The sequence below is a fragment of the Streptomyces sp. NPDC039423 genome, from assembly GCF_055598725.1.
In genome coordinates this window covers 384,826-400,857 of record NZ_JBVKAH010000004.1, presented here as the reverse complement: position 1 = coordinate 400,857, position 16,032 = coordinate 384,826, and the positions used below count along the sequence as shown (strand labels likewise).

The window sequence follows — 16,032 nt, the reverse complement described above, 5'->3', positions numbered from 1 at the left end:
CACGGGGCATATGAACTTCCGTTCGTGAAAAGACACGTGGTGGCCACACTCTGGCGAATAGCGGGAATCTGACGCAGCAACAGACGGTATTGCCTACTCTCCCGGTCCTTCCACGGTGTTACCGAATCGCGACATTCCGTTACCGCACATGCTCCTGTCCTGTGCGCCCGGCGGACCGGACCGGACCGGGCCCGTCCGGACGGGACAGGACCGGGCCCGTCCGGGCCGGGACGCATGACGGGGCGCGGGCAGTGTGCCCGCGCCCCGTCGTGTACGTCCGGGTCGTGCCGTGCCGGCGGTGCTCAGACGGCCCGGTAGGCCGCGGTCAGCTTGGCGACCGCGCCGGGGAGGTCGCCCGTCAGCAGCAGGTGGTCGGCGTCGGCGAACGGCTTCGCGGAGGCCTCGGTGATGTGTCCCGCCATCCTGGCCTGGACGATGTGCCGGGCCCGGCCGACCAGTTCGGCGCCCTGCTCGGAGCGGCCGAGGCCGGCCGCCTGGAGCGCCCTGGCCGCGACGGCGATGGCCTTCAGGGCGGCCTCGCCGTCGCCGGCCGGAGGCCCGGTGCGGGTGGTCAGGCCCCAGCCGTAGGGGAACTGCGGGTCGTAGGCGGCGTCCCCCACGTTGATCGGGAGCTGCTCCTGCGACTTGGGCCAGGTGACGGGGAGCCGGCCGGTGAACCGGCGCTTGCCGTACAGGACGTCGGCGACGCCGTCGCCCTCGGTGCCGGGCAGCCAGGAGGCGACCAGCGCGTCGATGCGGTCCAGCCGGTCGCCGATGAGCTGCGGCCGGCCGGACACGACCAGGACGGCGCACGGCATGGCCGCGCACACCGTGTCGACCGCCGCCCGGTCGGCGTCGGTGAGCTCCAGGTCGTGGCCGTTGCCGACGTCGCCGAATCCTTCGGCGTACGGGGTCTCGCCCACGACCACGACGCCGACGTCGTGGCCCGCGGTGGCGGCGGAGGCGTCCTTGGAGTAGGTGATCGTGGCGTCCGGGGCTGCCTTGCGCATGCCCTCCAGGATCGTGGTGCCCGGGGTGGTCCGGCCCGGGGAGCCCTGCCAGCTGATGGTCCAGCCGCCGGCCTGGTTGCCGATGTCATCGGCGTTGGACCCGGCGACGTACACCTTCTGCGAGGCCTTCAGCGGGAGTACCGCGCCGTCGTTCTTCAGCAGGACCTGGGACGTGGCGGCGGCCTCGCGGGCCACGGCGCGGTGCTCGGCCGAGCCGATCCGGCCGAGGTGGGTGGTGTCCGCGTACGGCCGCTCGAAGAGGCCCAGGGTGAACTTCTGGGTGAGGATCCGGGACACCGCGTCGTCGATCCGGGCCTCGCCGACGCGACCCGCCGTGACCTCGTCCTGGAGCGTGCGGGTGAAGCCCCGGTAGTCGGTCGGCACCATGATCATGTCGAGGCCGGCGTTGACGGACGTGCGGACGTCGCTGGGGTAGTCGCCCGGGATCTGGTCGATGGCCTGCCAGTCACTGATCACGAACCCGTCGAAGCCCATCCGGCCCTTGAGCACCCCATTGATCATCTCGGCGTTGGCGTGCATCTTCACAGGCCCCCGGTCGTCGCCCAGGACGTCCAGCGAGGAGTACGAGGGCATGACCGTGCCGGTGCCGCGCTCGACGGCCTCGGCGAACGGGGCGAGGTGCACCGCCTCCAGCTCCTGGCGGGTGACCTTGGTGACGCCCTGGTCGATGGTGTACGACCCGGTGGTGGAGGTGCCGAAACCGGTGCCGCCGTCGCCGACGAAGTGCTTGGCGCTGGTGAGCACCTTGTCGTTGCGGTCCAGGTCCCTGCCGTCACGGGCGCCCTGCATCCCGTTGATCACGGTCTCCATCGCGGTGACCAGGGCGGGGTCCTCGCCGAACGCCTCGTAGGAGCGGCCCCACCGTTCGTCCCGGGTGACGCACAGACAGGGCGCGAAGTCCCAGGGGATTCCGGTCGCGCGCACCTCCCGGGCCGTCACCGCGCCGGTCCTCGCCGCGATGCCGGGGTCGCGTCCGGCGCCGATGCCGATGTTGTGCGGCATGATCGTCGCGCCGATGACGTTGTTGTGACCGTGCACGGCGTCGACGCCGTACAGGAGCGGGATCTGGAACCGGGTGGCGCGGGTGCGCAGTTGGTAGGAGTCGACCATCCGCGCCCATGCCTCGGGCGTGTTGGGCGTCGGCACCGAGCCGCCGCCGGAGAGCAGCGACCCCAGGCCGTACGCGGCGATGTCGCCCTGCGCCGTGAGGGCGTTGCGTTCCGCCTGGGTCATCTGGCCGGCCTTCTCCGCGAGGGACATCCTCGAGAGCAGGTCCGCGACGCGCTTCTTCACCGGGAGCCTCTTGTCGAGGTACGGCAGCCCATGGGCGTCGACGACGACGTGCGGGGTCTCGGCGGGGGCCTTGGCGCCGCGGACGGTCAGTTCCAGCGGGACGGTCTCCGCGCTCTCGGCGGAGCGGTCCTTGCGGGTGGTGACGGCGATGGTGCGGGTCTCGCCGGAGGCGGTGCCGGCCGGGAAGGTGACGCTGCCGCTGACCGGCCGGTAGTCGTCGCCGGGCGTCGCGCTGCCGTCCCGGGTGGTGTAGTCGACGGTGACGGGTGCGTCGAGCGGGCCGGAACCCGTGGTGGCGACGGAGACCTTCACCCGGGCGGTCCCGCCCTCGGCCACCGGGTACACGGCGGCGTCGGTGACCACCCGGGCGGTGAGGGCGGGGTCGGCCTTCCCGTACAGCTCGACGCCGTCGACGGCGAAGGAACCCGGCGCGCCGGGCGGCAGGGTGAGGGCGTACCCCCACATCTCCTTCAGGCCGAGGACCTGGTCGATGCCGCCGACGGGCTGGTAGTCGGACCGGTACCGGAAGTCGGCGAACGGTATCTCGACGAGGTGCCAGCCCTCCCAGTCGTCGGTGAACGAGGTGGTCCACAGCTCGGACGCCTCGCCGTTGGCGCCGCCGTCCTTGATCTCGAAGCTGACGCGCTTGCCCGAACCGGGCGGCAGGGGAGCGGTGTTCTGTCCGTACCACCAGAAGCGGATGCCCTTGTGGGCCGTCCAGTCCTGTGCCGGGGCGTCGAAGGCGAAGTCGTGGCTGAACCCGCCCCAGCCGCTGATGTCGTACCGGCCTTCGAGGACCTTGCCGCCCTCGGGTGCGTCGGCCCGCGCGCGGAGCTCCAGCTCCGGCCGGTCGTCGGCGTCGCTGCCCCAGGTGAAGATGCCCTCGGCGGGCGGGTCGGCGAAAGGCACCTCGCCCTCGAAGCGGTCGACGGCCCGGGGTGCCGGATCGTCCGCGGCGGACGCCGGCGCCTGGCCGGTCAGCAGGCCGGCGAGTACGGCGGCCGCGGCCAGTACCGCCGTACCGGCTCCGAGCGGAGGTCGTGAGCGTGGCGTGCGTGATCGGCACACTCTTGATCGTGACATGACAGCTCCTGGTCGGTGGGAGAAGCGGGGAGAACCGGCGGGGCGGGCGCCCGGCCGGGGCCGGCGCGGGTGCGTACCGGCGGGGAACGGCCGGGGGGGGGATCCCGGCACGGGGGAGCGGCGGGCCGGCCGCGCCGCGGCCGGCGGGGCGGCAGGTGCCTCACCGGTGGGGCGCGGAACCCCGGACGACCAGGTCGGTGGGCAGCACCACCGGTTCGGCGGGCAGCGCCGTCCCCCCGAGGCCGGCGAGGAGGAGCCGGGCCGCCGTCTCGCCCATCCGCCGCATGGGCTGGCGGACGGTGGTCAGGGGCGGCTCGGTGTGACGGGCGAGCGGGATGTCGTCGAACCCGACGACGGCGACGTCGCCCGGGACGTCCCGCCCCGCCTCCCGGAGGGCGCGCAACGCGCCCCCCGCGATCAGGTCGTTGTGCGCGAAGACGCCGTCGCCGTCCCACCCCTCGGCCAGGGCCCGCTCGACACCGCGCCGCCCGGACTCCTCGGTGAACTCCCCGTCGATGACGTACGCGTCGGGCGCCACCTCCCGGAACCCGTCGAGCCGTTCGCGTACGCAGCCGAAATCCCGCCGGCCGGCCAGCACGAGGGGCCGGGTGCGGCCGGAGCCCACCAGATGACGGGCGGCGGACGCGCCCCCCTCGCGGTTGGTGGTCGCCACCGACGGGAACGCGGGGTGGTGGCCGCGGTCGTCGATCAGGACGACGGGCAGCCCCCGGCGGTACATCTCCGTGAGGGCGCCGAGGGTGCTCTCCGGTTCGACCACCAGCAGACCGTCGAAGGCCCGGGCGGAGACCTGTGCGGTGAAGTGCCGGACCGACTCCGCGCCCCGGTTGCTGCTGAACAGCAGCAGCCCGTACCCGGCCGCCTCGACGGTGTCGGCGACGCCCTGGAGCACCTCGCCCATCCACGGCCAGGTCAGGGACGGCGTCAGTACGGCGATGGTGCGGCTGGTGCCGCGGGCCAGGCCGACGGCACCCGAGCTGGGGACGTAGCCGAGTGCGGCGATCACTTCGCGAACCCGGGCGGCGGTGCCGGGATCCACCTCCGCCCTGGCGTTGAGCACCCGGGAGACCGTCGTCCTGCTGACTCCCGCCTCACGTGCGACATCGGCGATGGTCACGGGCATGCGGGCGCCTCCGCGTCGAGATCCGGTACGGCCGCCGGAAGCGGTTCCGGAACCGGTACCGGTGGGTGCGGCGAGTCAACAGCCGAGTGGACCCGCCGTCAAGACTTCACGCCGAAACCGGAAGGGTTCTCAACTGGCGGCCCAGTAAGGGAGTTGTTCGTTCAGAAAGTGAATGCGCAGGCTCTTGACGCCGCTGCGCAACGGGAGTTCACTCACGCCTCGATACATGGCTTCACCCCGCATCCGTGGCAACTGCGCCGACCCGGTCCAGACCAAACGCTTGACACGCCCGTCACTCACTTCTTCAATCACGTGATGAACTAAGCGCCTCCCCAGGTGCGTTCCCCCCCACCCCCGTCGGCGGGATACCCGCCGGGTGCCCCGTTCCCCACAGGCCCCGGCAGCCGCACGCCCGCACGCGTACGCCCGTCATGCGTGTGTCGTTCGATGTGCGCGGCCCCTTCCCCCGGCACGTCCCCATGGAGGGATGGTCATGCCTCTCCCGCGCTCTCCCCGGCGCCTCCTCGCGGCGCTCGTTCCGGCGCTCGCCCTCGGGTCGCTCGTCACCGGCCCCGCCCAGGGCGCCTCCCCGCCCGTGGCGGGTCCCGCACCCGGCGCGGCGGCGGTGACCGCCCCCGCCGCCCCCGCAGCGCCCGCGGCGGTCACCTTCTCCGACGACTTCGACGGCCCCGCGGGCTCCGCCGTCGACGGCGCGAAATGGCAGATCGAGACCGGCGACAACGTTGCCAACCACGAGCGCCAGTACTACACCGCCGGCAACCGCAACGCCGCCCTGGACGGCCAGGGTCACCTGGTCATCACCGCCCGCCGGGAGAACCCGGGCAACTACACCTGCTGGTACGGGCGGTGCGAGTACACCTCCGCCCGGCTCAACACGGCCGGCCGGTTCACCACCACCTACGGCCACGTCGAGGCCCGGATGAAGATCCCGCGCGGACAGGGCATGTGGCCGGCCTTCTGGATGCTCGGCAACGACATCGGGCAAGTGGGCTGGCCCGACTCCGGTGAGATCGACGTCATGGAGAACGTGGGCTTCGAGCCGTCCACGGTCCACGGCACGCTTCACGGACCGGGATACTCCGGTTCGGGCGGCATCGGGGCCGCCCACACCCTCCCCGGCGGCCAGGCCTTCGCCGACGCCTTCCACACCTTCGCCGTCGACTGGAGCCCCGAGGCGATCACCTGGTCCGTCGACGGCGCCGTCTACCAGCGCCGCACGCCGGCCGATCTCGGCGGACGGCGGTGGGTCTTCGACAAGCCCTTCTTCCTCATCCTCAATCTCGCGGTGGGCGGCTACTGGCCCGGGGACCCCGACGCCGGCACCGTCTTCCCCCAGCAGCTCCTGGTCGACCACGTCCGGGTCACCACCGGCGGCGGCCGGCCCGGCGGCGGGCCCATCACGGGCATCGGCGGCAAGTGCGTCGACGTGGCCGGCGGCAACACCGCCAACGGCACGCCCGTGCAGCTCTACGACTGCAACGGCACCGCCGCCCAGGCGTGGACGGTGGGCGGTGACGGTACGCTCCGGGCGCTGGGCAAGTGCCTGGACCTCGCCTCGGGCGGTACGGCCGACGGCACACAGGTGCGGTTGTGGGACTGCAACGGCACGGCCGCGCAGCAGTGGGCCGTTCCGGCGGCCCGGGACATCGTCAATCCGCAGGCGAACAAGTGCCTCGACGCCGCCGGCGGCAGCTCGGCCAACGGCACCCGCTTGCAGATCTGGACCTGCACCGGTGCCGCCAACCAGAAGTGGACGGTGACCCGCTGACCGCCCCGCACCCACCGCGGGCGTAGCACCGCACGTACCCCCGCCCCCGCCCGCCCCGGGCCTTCGCCGTGACGGCGGCCCGGGGCGGGCCCGGGTCGGGCTCGGGTTGGGGGTCGGCGGCGGCGCGTGTGCGCCATTCGTCGCGCGGACCGCTCGCGTCGCGCGCCGAACGGCGCACCGCCGCACCGGTACGGCGGCCTATCCTCCTGGCATGGAGGCACTGGCCGTACGGCTGTCCGGACTGGACCCGCACGTCGAGGGCGCGTTCCGCGTCGTCACGTTCTACGACACGCTGATGCGCCGGCGGGTCGAACTGTCCGCCCTCACCCGGGCCTCGGCGGGCCTGGCCGAGTGCGTGGCCGGGCTGCGGCTGCACGGCACCGGGCAGGTGATCCGCATGACGCCCGACGGCGGGCGGGCCCCGGTCCCGCCGGCGCCCCCGTCCAGCAGCGGGCCGATCACCCTGGACGAGGAGGAGATCGGCACCGTGTGGCTGGAACGCCCCGGCCCGCCGGATCCGCTGGACGAGGTGCTGCTGGACCGGTTCGCCATCGCCGCCGCGGCCTTCGCCGAACGATACGGCCCGGCCCGCACGACCATGGCCGATCCCGCGCTCGTCGAACTGGCCATCGGCGCCGACAGCGACGAGGCCGCCAGGGCGCGGGCGTTACGGCTCCTGGGCTTCGCCGCCGACCGGCCGGTCCACGTCGTCGCCGTACGCTCCCGGCTCCCGCTCGACCGGATCGGGAGCCTGGTGTGCCCGGCCCGCCCGGTGAAGGCAGCGCCGCTCGCCGGGGTCGGTGTCGTCCTGGCCACCACCGTGGACGTGTCCGCGCTGCCCGCGGGGGTACGCGCCGGGGTCGGTTCCCCGGGCGGTCCCGACCGGTCCTGGCGGGAGGCCCGGGCCGCCCTCCGCTTCACCACCGCCGGTGAGCCCGTCGTCCACCACGCCGGTCTGGGCGCGCTGGCGCTCCTGGCCGAGCTCCCGCCGGACGCCCTCCGCGCCAACCCCGACGTGGCCGCCATCGCCCGGGTCGCGGGCGACCCCGACGACCTGGGAACGCTGGAGGCGTACTGCGCCACCGGGTCCCTGCGCCGGGCGGCCGACCGCCTCCACCTGCACCACAGCAGCGTCGGCCGCCGGCTGGACCACCTGGGCGGGCTCCTGGGCGTCGACCTGACCGGGCCCGCCGGACTCGTACGGGCCAGGCTCGCCCTCACCGCGTGGCGGCTGCTCGGCGAGGACGGTCCCACGGACTGACCGAAACCTTCACGGAACCTGGCCGTCCAGTTGCTGGAACGGCCCTTACGGCAGCTCTCTACCGGTGAGTAACATGCGCGGACCACCCGGCACCCCACCCGCCCGCCTGCCCCACCGGCGGCTAGGAGCACGTCGATGTCGTTCCACCGAGCCTTCCCCGACCCACCTCCCTCGCACCCTCCCCGAGGCGCGGAGGCCCCGTTCCCGAACCCCGCGTCGTCGAACCCCCCGTTCCCGAACCCTCCGTTCCCGGATGCCCCGTTCCCGGACGCCCCGTTCCGGCAGGCGCCCGCCGCGCACTGGTCGCGGGGCCCTCACGAGCCCCACCCGCCGCGGGACGACCTCGGCGCCCTCCGCTCCGGCTACCAGGGGCTCCGCCGGGTGGCCACGCTCACGGCGCTCGGGTACTTCCTGGTCTTCCTGCTCCTGGCGGCCTTCGCGCCCGGGCTCATGACCGGCGAGATCACCGGCGGGCTCACCACCGGCCTGGTGCTCGGCCTCTGCCAGCTTCCGGTGGCCCTCGCCGCCATCGCCGTGTACGAGCGCACCGCCCGCCACCGGGTCGACCCGCTCGCGGCGGCCGTCCGTGAGCGCACCCCGCGGGGGGACCGACGATGGTCCGGCCGCCAGGCCGGGGGTGACCGGTCATGACCGAGTTCGGCGCCGACGCCCAGACCATGTCCCTCGTCGCCTTCATCGCGGTCATCACGGTCACCCTGCTGGTCTGCGTGATGACCGGGCCCGACGACAACGACCTGGCCGAGTTCTACACCGGCTACCGCTCGCTGTCCCCGGTGCGGAGCGGTCTCGCGATCGCCGGCGACTACATCTCGGCCGGCACCGTGCTCGGCACCATCGGCATCATCGCGCTGCTGGGCTTCGACGGGGTCACCCTCACCCTGAGCACCGTGCTCTCGCTGGTCCTGATGATGTTCCTGCTCGCCGAACCCCTCCGCAACACCGGCCGGTTCACCACGGGCGACGTCCTGACCCGCCGGGCGCCCGGGCCTGCCGTACGGATCACCTCCGCCCTGGTCACCCTGGCCGCGCTGCTGCCCCTGGTGGTCTTCCAGCTGGCCGGCGCGGGCGATCTGCTCGCCGTCGTCCTCGGCTTCCACTCCGGCGGCTTCAAGACCGGGTCGATCGTGTGCCTCGGCCTGCTGATGATCGTGTACGCCGCGCTCGGCGGGATGAAGGGCACCGCGTTCATCCAGATCGTCAAGACCGTGGTCCTCCTCGGCGCGGCCACCGCCATCGCGGTACTGATCCTCGCGCGGTTCGACTTCAGTCCGTCGGCGCTGCTGGTGGCCGCCCGGAACGGGAGCGGCGCGGGGGACGCGTACCTCGCGCCGGGGCTCCAGTTCGCGGGCGACGGCCTGGACATGATCGGTACCCAGCTCACCGTCGTGCTGGGCGCTGCGGTGCTCCCGCACATCACCATGCGCATGTTCGGCTCGCGCGGCACGGCGGCCGTCCGGCGCTCGCTGTCCTGGGCCGTCTCCACCGTGGTCGTCACCTGCCTGCTGCTCACGGTGATCGGGTTCGGCGCGGCCGCGATCGTCGGGCACAAGGACCTCGTGGCGGGCGACCCCCAGGGGCAGACGGCGTTCCTGATGGTCAGCCAGGCCGTGCTGGGCGCGGACCCGACCGTGGCGGAGACGCTGCTGTTCACCGCGGTGGCCACCGCGGTCTTCCTGACACTGCTGGCCTCGGTCGCCGGAATCACCCTCGCCTGTGCCAACACGCTGGCGCACGACCTGGTCGCCCACGGCCTGCGCACCTCCGAGCTGAAGGCGTCCACCGAGACGGCCGTCGCCCGGACCGCCGCGGTGGGCGTCGGGGTCGTCGCCATCGCGATCGCGGCGGGCGCCAGGCACCTGAACCTCCAGGCGCTGCTGACCCTGTCCTTCTGCGTCGGCGCCTCCGCGATCGCCCCGGCGCTCGTGTACAGCCTCTTCTGGCGCCGCTACAGTCGCGCGGGGCTGCTCGCCACCCTGGTCGTGGGCACCGTCGCCACCCTCGTCCTGACGGCCGGCAGCACCCTGGTGTCGGGGTCGCCGCGGTCCATGTTCCCCGACGTGGACGTCAACTGGTTCCCCTTCACCACGAGCGGCATCCTCTCCATCCCGCTCGGCTTCCTCGCGGGCTGGCTCGCGACGGTCGCCGGCGGCGGAGACGCGGCCGAACGCGTCCGGCGCTACGACGAGGTCGAGCCGCTGATCCTGGCGGGCGCGCCCGCGGGGGCGGGCGCCGACACCCGCTGACACCGTCCCGCCCGCGCCGCGGAGCGCCCGGCCCGCCCACCGGCAGGCCGGACGCTCCGCTGTGAGCGGCCACCGGTACGCGGAGATCATCCGGGCCCACCGCCGTTCCCGCGACGGCTGAGTCCGGGGCGTACGCCACCCGGAACGGCGCGGTGCGGCGGGGAGCCGACGCGGTGCGGCGGCGGCGACGGCACCGCGCGGCGGGGGAGACGTACGTCACACCCCGCCCCTGTCACATCCCGCCCGGCCCGTCCGTCAAGGAGGTGTCAACGCACCACAACGGCACACCAGGAGTGCACCATGGACGCTCGTCTCAACCTCTTCGGCAACCCGGTCGCGGGCCGCATCCTGCGCCACGTCAACGCCGCCGGAAAGGTCGTCACCGACTCGGCACTGCCGGCCGCGACGCAGGAACTGGTGAAGATACGCGCCAGCCAGATCAACGGCTGCGGATTCTGCACGGACATGCACACCAAGGAGGCCGCGCACGCCGGGGAGACCGCGACGCGCCTCCACCTGGTCGCCTCCTGGCGCGAGGCCACCGTGTTCACCGACGCCGAGCGCGCCGCCCTGGAACTGACCGAGCAGGGCACCCGCATCGCCGACGCGTCCGGCGGTGTCACGGACGAGGCGTGGGCGAACGCCGCCAAGCACTACGACGAGGACCAGCTCGCCGCCCTGGTGTCCCTCATCGCCCTCATCAACGCCTACAACCGCGTCAACGTGATCGTCCGGCAGCCCGCCGGCGACTACACGCCCGGCCAGTTCGGCTGACCGTTCCGGGGCCGGGACCCGTGCCCCGTCCAGCCGCCCCGGCCCGCCCAGCCGTTCCGCCCCGGTCCGTCGCCACGACCGGGCCGGGGCAGGGGGGCCGCCGGGTCACACGACGTCGAGGACGTCGGACACCGGCCGGCGCGGGGTGGCGGGCACGTCCGGGCCGTACCCCAGCCGGATCAGCATCTGGGGGTGGCCCGTCGGCGACAGCGGGTCGCGCACCACCCAGCGCAGCTCCGGCCACTCCAGCACCTGCGAGTTGAGGGACGTGGACAGCCCGTCCGAGGTCGCCAGGAGCAGGACGCGCTCCATCGCCTGACCGGCCCGCAGCCAGTCCTCCGGGCCGTCGTCCCGGGTCCCGAGGACGGCCAGGCACGGCCACTGCTCGAAGACCGCGGTGCGCCGCCCCTCGACCGGGCGGTCACCGGCGAAGTCCCGCACCGGGGCCCGGCCGCCGTGCCGGCGCGGACCGAACGCCCAGGTCGGCACCCCCTCCAGCGCAGCCGCCTCCCTGCCCGTACCGGTCCAGCGGGCGATCTCCTCCCGCACCTCGGGCGACAACCGCTCCTCCTGCTCGGCGTCCCACACCAGGTCGAGCATCGCCTGGACCTGCCAGGCGTCCGGGAAGGCGAGGCGTGCCCCTTCGGCGAGCGCGGCCCCGGCCAGCCCGTCGAGGAGCTCCCGGGGGACCGGCTCGTCCGAGAACGGCTCCCTGCTGGTGCGGCGCCGGCGCACCGCCGGGTACAGGCCGGCGATCTCGTCCTCCCGGTCGGCGGACGCGAACCCGACGATGGCCAGCCGTTCGGGGTCGGCCGGGTCGGGCAGCAGCCGCACCCGTGCCTCCCAGCCGGCCGCCGCCGCGGCCACACGCAGGTTGAACAGCGCGGCACCGCAGCCGACGTGCAGTCCCCGGGCGGAGGGGTCGGTGCGCGGCATCGTCCGCCGCGGGTCCGACATCACCAGCAGCTCGCCACTGCCGCGCACATGACGGAACCGCCAGGGCTGGGCGTTGTGCATCGACGGGGCGGTGGTGGCGGCGGCCACCCAGGACGTCACGGAGTCCGTGTCCGGTGTGCGAACGGGCATGGCGGTCACCTTCCGGGAAGCGGGGCCGGCGGACCCGCCGGCCCCGACAGGAAAGGCCAGGGCGGCTTCACACCCCCAGCGTCGCCCCCGCCGCCCCCGGCGGCCATGGGCCGAACGGCTCCCGTCGGGGCCGAACGTCCCGCCTCCGGGGCGGCCCGTCAGTCCCCCGGCGCCGCCGACGCCCCGGCGCACAGATAGGGACGGGCGAGGAGCAGGCCGGTGGCGGTCATGACGATGCCGACGTACACCGGCGCGAGGTGGACGAGGTCGGTGTAGCGGATCACGCCGTGCACCACGACGGCCGGCAGGAAGCCGGCGGCCGCCGCCGCGGCCAGGGTCCAGAACACCCAGGCCTCACCCCGCCGCCAGCCCCACGCGCTGAGCAGGGTGATGGCCACCGCGGCGGCCATCAGGGCGCCGCCGAAGCCCGCCCGGTCGTGGGCGATGAACGGTACGAGCCGGGGGTTCACGGCTTCCAGCGTCTGCGGGCCGGCGCCCAGGAAGGTCAGGTCGGTCGGTACGAACACGCCGGTCAGACCGACCACCGAGATCACCGCTCCGCCGGCGAACAGCCCCGCTCCCGTGACGATCAGCAGCAACTGGCCGACCAGCGCCCGACGGCGCTCCCGTTCCGGCCCCTCGCGGGCCGGACGCCACCGGGGTGCGTGCGGAGCCCGGCGGACCGCGAGCACGAACATCGGGAACAGCACGAGGGTGGTGGCCGTGTGCAGCGGTTCCACGAAGCCGGTGGCCAGGAAGTAGAACAAGGTGGGGAAGCCGATCGCCCCCGAGAGCAGGTACACCTCGCGGGCCCAGGGCCAGCCGCGTCTGATCCCGCCCAGGGCGAGGCCGGAGTAGAGGGCGCCGATCGCCACCATCGTGCCGGCCATGGTGATCCGGTCGTGCTGGAGGAAGTGCACGAGGTGGTGGTTGGCGGCGTGCAGCTCGCGCAGCGTCATGCCGAGGTAGTCGCGGTCGTACCAGAGCAGCACCGGTCCGAGGGTGATCGCCGCGGCGCCCAGCCCGGCTCCCGTCATCCCGAGCCCGACCAAAAGCGCCCACCACCAGGCGGGCCAGCGGCGGGGATCGCGCCCGACGTCACGCAGCGCCGGAGCGGGCGCGGTGGGCGTGGCCGCTTCGGTGACGCGCTGGAACCATCCGGGTCCGGCCGCGACCAGCACCCCCGGCCGGGCGAGAACGACGGCATCCGGCTCTTCGAGCGCGGTGGCGGCGGCGGTGACCGACGCGTCGGACGTACGGACCACGTGCGGGTCGTCGCCGCTGGTGAACCCGTCGACGAACGGCGCGAGGGCGGCCTCGGTCTCCGGGTCGCGGGCGCGGACCACCAGTGGGATCGAGCGGCCGGCGGCGGCCTCCCGCACGGTCCGCGCGTCGGCCGCCGCGACGGGCGCCACCTCGACGACACCGGCCCCGAGCGGGGGCATGGCGCGTACCGCCTCGCGGGCCAGCGCGGGCGGGACGGATATCCCGAGCCGGGCGGCCAAGGGCACCCCGGCGATCTCGCCGGCGAGCCGCTCGGGCGGATGGCGATGGCCGAACCCCCGGGCGATCAGCCGCGCGCCGGCGGGACGGGAGCCGACCGAGGCCAGCAGCCGCAGTGCGGCGCGCTGCGAACGGCGCCGACCGAGCACGGCGGCGGCCAGGCCGCGCAAGGGGTGGTACGTCCAGTCCGGCATCAGTCGCTCTCGCCCTCCGTCGCCTCCAGGGGTTCACCGGGCCCGGGCGCGGTCCAGCCCAGCACCGGCGTCATGGAACGCAGCGTCGCCCGCATCGGCGTCAGCCGGGCGGCCGTGTCGCGCAGCAGCACCGCGGGCGGCCACGACAACTGGCCCACCGCCCCCAGCCGGGCGGAGCGGCGCGCGACGGCCTGGGCCCGCGGGCGGCGCAGCAGGTCGTACGAGCGCAGCGCGGCGGCCACGTCCCCGGTGCCGTCGAGGCGGTGGGCGAGGGTGACCGCGTCCTCCAGCGCCTGGCACGCGCCCTGGCCCAGGTTGGGGGTCATGGCATGCGCCGCGTCGCCCAGCAGCGCGACCCGGCCGCGGACGAAGGAGGGCAGCGGTGGCAGGTCGTACAGGTCGTGCCGGAGCACCGTGTCCGGAGCGACCGCCGCCAGCAGGGCGGGGACGGGATCCGGCCAGGACCCGAACCGGCGCAGCAGCTCGGCGTGCTCGGACGGGCCGGAGGCCGCCCCCGGCGGCAGCGACGCGGTCGCGAAGCAGTACATCCGCCCGCCCGGGAGCGCCGTGTAGCCGAACCGCGCTCCGCGGCCCCAGATCGCCGCACCCTCGGCGGGCGGCCCGGCGAGCGGCCCGGTGACCATGCGCCAGGCGGTGTAGCCGACGTACCGGGGGCCGGCCGCGTCGGGCCACAGCGCGCGGCGGACCGCACTGCGCAACCCGTCGGCGCCGACCACGAGATCGGGACGGGACACGCCCCCACGGTGTTCGACGACCGGGCGGCCGCCCTCGTCGCGGACCACGGACACCTCACTGTCCGGCCGCAGGCAGTCGCCGGGGAGCGCCTCGGTGAGCGCCCGCAGCAGGTCCGCGCGGTGCAGGACCACCAGGGGACTGCCGAAGCGGCGCGCCAGCTCCGCGTTGTCGGTGCGGGACAGCCAGCGGCCCCGGCGGTCGCGTACGCCGCCGGTGGCCTCGACCGCGCCGAGCGCCCGGACGGTGCCGGCCAGACCGAGCGCCTCCAGCGCGTGGAGCGCGTTCGGCCACAGGGAGATGCCGGCGCCGATCTCGGTGAACTCCGGGGCCCGTTCCAGCACCTCGACGCGCCAGCCCCGGCGATGCAGGGCGATGGCCGCCGCGAGCCCGCCGATCCCGCCGCCGACGATGGTCGCGGCGCGCTGCGGCATGGGTCCTCGCTCTGGTGTCGGGGGCGCCGCCCCGGTCGGGTGGCCGTCAATCCGGTGCCCGGGCGGCGGGCGATGACGCGGGGCCGGCTGAGCAGCGCCTCATAGCAACATGTCGACAGGGGCCTGTCAATGTCCGACGGACGGACCGGCCCGAGGGGGCGCCCGGATACGGACGGCCCGGCCCGAGGGGGCGCCCGGATCACGGTTGTGACCCGGGCGCCCCTCGGTGTCAGCCGGAGAGGACCTTGATGTCGTCGACGGTCAGGTGTGCGGGCGCACCGACACCCCAGAAGCCGGCGAAGGCGGTGACGGTCGTGTGGTCGCCGGAGTTGAAGGGCACGCTGATCTGCCCGAAGCAGGCGGGTGTGGTGGGCGGGCACCAGCCGGGCGCCGGGCCGAAGTGGCGTTCGACGGGCGGCCACGCCCCGGGGAGGCGGACTCCGAAGAAGGCCGTGTCGACGTTGCTCGAAGTGCGGAAGAACCCCGTGATCACGTAGTTGGTGTGCGGGCGCACCGGGATCGGCTGGGACAGGGCGTTCCACACGCGGGTTCCGGGCGAGCTCAGGACGGCGGACCTGCTGCCGGTGTTGGCACCGGTGGGGGAGGTGGAGACGGCTTTCGGGTCGGGGCCCTCCACGGTCCAGGGCGCGGAGACGGCGGAGGTGCGCTGCTCCTCGAATCCGCCGTCCTGGAGGGGGTTGCGGTAGAGCTGGATGTCGACGTTCCAGGCGCCGAAGTTGTCCCAGTCCTGGGGGTCGTTGATCCGCAGGTCGAGCTTCCCGGAGGTTCCGATCTGGCGGCAGCCGAGACGGTTGAGCACCTCGAAGGGCTGCGCGCCGGTGAGGCGGCCGATGAGGCTGTACGCGTTGAGGCCGGGCGCGGGATAGCCCGCGGGGGCGGGCCGCCGGGGGTCGGCGCCGGCCGGGGTGACCCACTGGGAGCCGTCGGCTGGCTGCCACCAGAAGCCGCTGGTGGAGACCTCGTCGTTCATGTGCGGGACGACGCGGACGACGTCGCCGGGACGCAGGCCCCGGGCATCCGAGGGGAAGGTGGTGCCCCGGCCACCGGACAGGTGCAGGGCGGCGGACTCGTCCGGGTCGAACCCGTGGGCGCAGCGGGTCTTCGCGGTGGTGGGGACCGGGCTGGGCTCGGCGTGGGCCGGCGCGCCGTGCGGGAGGCCGGCCAGGACGGCCAGCAGCAGAGTCACGGCCAGGTGGCGGCGGACCCTGCCACCGGGGTGGCTGCCGGGGCCCGGACGGGGGACGGCGGGGGTTTCGGGCCGGCCTGACGCGGCGGGAGCGGGACGGAAGGCGGCGCGGCAGCGCTGCCGGAGCTTGTTCATGCGGTTCTCCTCGTACAGGTGTCGGGGCGGGATGGGTGTCCGGTTGTCCGGCGGGCAGGTCGGAGCGGTCCGGCGGGCAGGCGC

At 74.4% G+C, this 16,032-nt stretch carries 12 protein-coding genes; 5 read left to right on the top strand and 7 right to left on the bottom strand.

Features of this window, described 5'->3' with window-relative positions; genetic code table 11:
* Positions 1-302: 302 nt before the first annotated feature.
* The 3 genes from ACZ7LK_RS15960 to ACZ7LK_RS15950 all read right to left on the bottom strand — a co-directional run bounded on the left by ACZ7LK_RS15960 (position 303) and on the right by ACZ7LK_RS15950 (position 4,860).
* Positions 303-3,407, bottom strand: a complete 3,105-nt coding sequence (locus ACZ7LK_RS15960) for a glycoside hydrolase family 3 protein (RefSeq protein ID WP_471141199.1) — start codon at positions 3,405-3,407, stop codon at positions 303-305.
* A 160-nt stretch (positions 3,408-3,567) separates the two neighbouring features.
* Positions 3,568-4,548, bottom strand: coding sequence for a LacI family DNA-binding transcriptional regulator (locus ACZ7LK_RS15955; RefSeq protein WP_471141196.1), 981 nt, complete (start codon positions 4,546-4,548; stop codon positions 3,568-3,570).
* Positions 4,549-4,677: 129 nt separating this feature from the next.
* Positions 4,678-4,860: a hypothetical protein gene (locus ACZ7LK_RS15950; RefSeq protein WP_471141193.1), complete on the bottom strand. Its 183-nt coding sequence runs from the start codon at positions 4,858-4,860 to the stop codon at positions 4,678-4,680.
* 181 nt (positions 4,861-5,041) lie between these two features.
* Here ACZ7LK_RS15950 and ACZ7LK_RS15945 point away from each other — a divergent pair, with 181 nt between their 5' ends.
* From ACZ7LK_RS15945 to ACZ7LK_RS15925, 5 genes are all read left to right on the top strand, one after another.
* Positions 5,042-6,337 (top strand): ricin-type beta-trefoil lectin domain protein, encoded by a 1,296-nt coding sequence (locus tag ACZ7LK_RS15945; RefSeq protein ID WP_471141190.1) that lies wholly within the window; start codon positions 5,042-5,044, stop codon positions 6,335-6,337.
* Positions 6,338-6,548: 211 nt separating this feature from the next.
* A complete protein-coding gene (locus tag ACZ7LK_RS15940; protein ID WP_392273529.1) occupies positions 6,549-7,598 on the top strand; it encodes a helix-turn-helix domain-containing protein in 1,050 nt (349 codons plus the stop codon).
* A gap of 135 nt (positions 7,599-7,733) precedes the next feature.
* On the top strand, positions 7,734-8,249 hold the full coding sequence (locus ACZ7LK_RS15935) for a DUF485 domain-containing protein (protein ID WP_471141187.1): 516 nt from the start codon (positions 7,734-7,736) through the stop codon (positions 8,247-8,249).
* Positions 8,246-9,862, top strand: a complete 1,617-nt coding sequence (locus tag ACZ7LK_RS15930) for a sodium/solute symporter (protein WP_471141184.1) — start codon at positions 8,246-8,248, stop codon at positions 9,860-9,862. The genes ACZ7LK_RS15935 and ACZ7LK_RS15930 overlap by 4 nt, the downstream gene beginning before the upstream one ends.
* 300 nt (positions 9,863-10,162) lie before the next feature.
* A complete protein-coding gene (locus ACZ7LK_RS15925) occupies positions 10,163-10,636 on the top strand; it encodes a carboxymuconolactone decarboxylase family protein (protein ID WP_471141181.1) in 474 nt (157 codons plus the stop codon).
* A 105-nt stretch (positions 10,637-10,741) separates the two neighbouring features.
* On the opposite strand, the gene ACZ7LK_RS15920 is transcribed toward ACZ7LK_RS15925, so the two are convergent.
* From ACZ7LK_RS15920 to ACZ7LK_RS15905, 4 genes are all read right to left on the bottom strand, one after another.
* Positions 10,742-11,722 carry an Acg family FMN-binding oxidoreductase gene (locus ACZ7LK_RS15920; protein ID WP_471141179.1) on the bottom strand — a complete coding sequence of 327 codons (981 nt, stop codon included), beginning with the start codon at positions 11,720-11,722 and terminating at the stop codon, positions 10,742-10,744.
* A 158-nt stretch (positions 11,723-11,880) separates the two neighbouring features.
* Positions 11,881-13,419 carry a hypothetical protein gene (locus ACZ7LK_RS15915; protein WP_471141176.1) on the bottom strand — a complete coding sequence of 513 codons (1,539 nt, stop codon included), beginning with the start codon at positions 13,417-13,419 and terminating at the stop codon, positions 11,881-11,883.
* Complete coding sequence (locus tag ACZ7LK_RS15910; protein ID WP_392273535.1) at positions 13,419-14,606, bottom strand: FAD-dependent monooxygenase; 1,188 nt, start codon at positions 14,604-14,606, stop codon at positions 13,419-13,421. The genes ACZ7LK_RS15915 and ACZ7LK_RS15910 overlap by 1 nt, the downstream gene beginning before the upstream one ends.
* 229 nt (positions 14,607-14,835) lie before the next feature.
* Positions 14,836-15,948, bottom strand: coding sequence for a hypothetical protein (locus ACZ7LK_RS15905; RefSeq protein ID WP_392273536.1), 1,113 nt, complete (start codon positions 15,946-15,948; stop codon positions 14,836-14,838).
* Positions 15,949-16,032 lie beyond the last annotated feature (84 nt).

What these genes read in the sequence shown, in the direction of transcription:
- ACZ7LK_RS15945 (WP_471141190.1), top strand. Translation starts at nt 5,042, where the DNA reads ATGCCTCTCCCGCGCTCTCCCCGGCGCCTCCTCGCGGCGCTCGTTCCG.
- ACZ7LK_RS15920 (WP_471141179.1), bottom strand. Translation starts at nt 11,722, where the DNA reads ATGCCCGTTCGCACACCGGACACGGACTCCGTGACGTCCTGGGTGGCC.
- ACZ7LK_RS15955 (WP_471141196.1), bottom strand. Translation starts at nt 4,548, where the DNA reads ATGCCCGTGACCATCGCCGATGTCGCACGTGAGGCGGGAGTCAGCAGG.
- ACZ7LK_RS15930 (WP_471141184.1), top strand. Translation starts at nt 8,246, where the DNA reads ATGACCGAGTTCGGCGCCGACGCCCAGACCATGTCCCTCGTCGCCTTC.
- ACZ7LK_RS15940 (WP_392273529.1), top strand. Translation starts at nt 6,549, where the DNA reads ATGGAGGCACTGGCCGTACGGCTGTCCGGACTGGACCCGCACGTCGAG.
- ACZ7LK_RS15935 (WP_471141187.1), top strand. Translation starts at nt 7,734, where the DNA reads ATGTCGTTCCACCGAGCCTTCCCCGACCCACCTCCCTCGCACCCTCCC.
- ACZ7LK_RS15925 (WP_471141181.1), top strand. Translation starts at nt 10,163, where the DNA reads ATGGACGCTCGTCTCAACCTCTTCGGCAACCCGGTCGCGGGCCGCATC.
- ACZ7LK_RS15960 (WP_471141199.1), bottom strand. Translation starts at nt 3,407, where the DNA reads ATGTCACGATCAAGAGTGTGCCGATCACGCACGCCACGCTCACGACCT.
- ACZ7LK_RS15905 (WP_392273536.1), bottom strand. Translation starts at nt 15,948, where the DNA reads ATGAACAAGCTCCGGCAGCGCTGCCGCGCCGCCTTCCGTCCCGCTCCC.
- ACZ7LK_RS15915 (WP_471141176.1), bottom strand. Translation starts at nt 13,419, where the DNA reads ATGCCGGACTGGACGTACCACCCCTTGCGCGGCCTGGCCGCCGCCGTG.
- ACZ7LK_RS15910 (WP_392273535.1), bottom strand. Translation starts at nt 14,606, where the DNA reads ATGCCGCAGCGCGCCGCGACCATCGTCGGCGGCGGGATCGGCGGGCTC.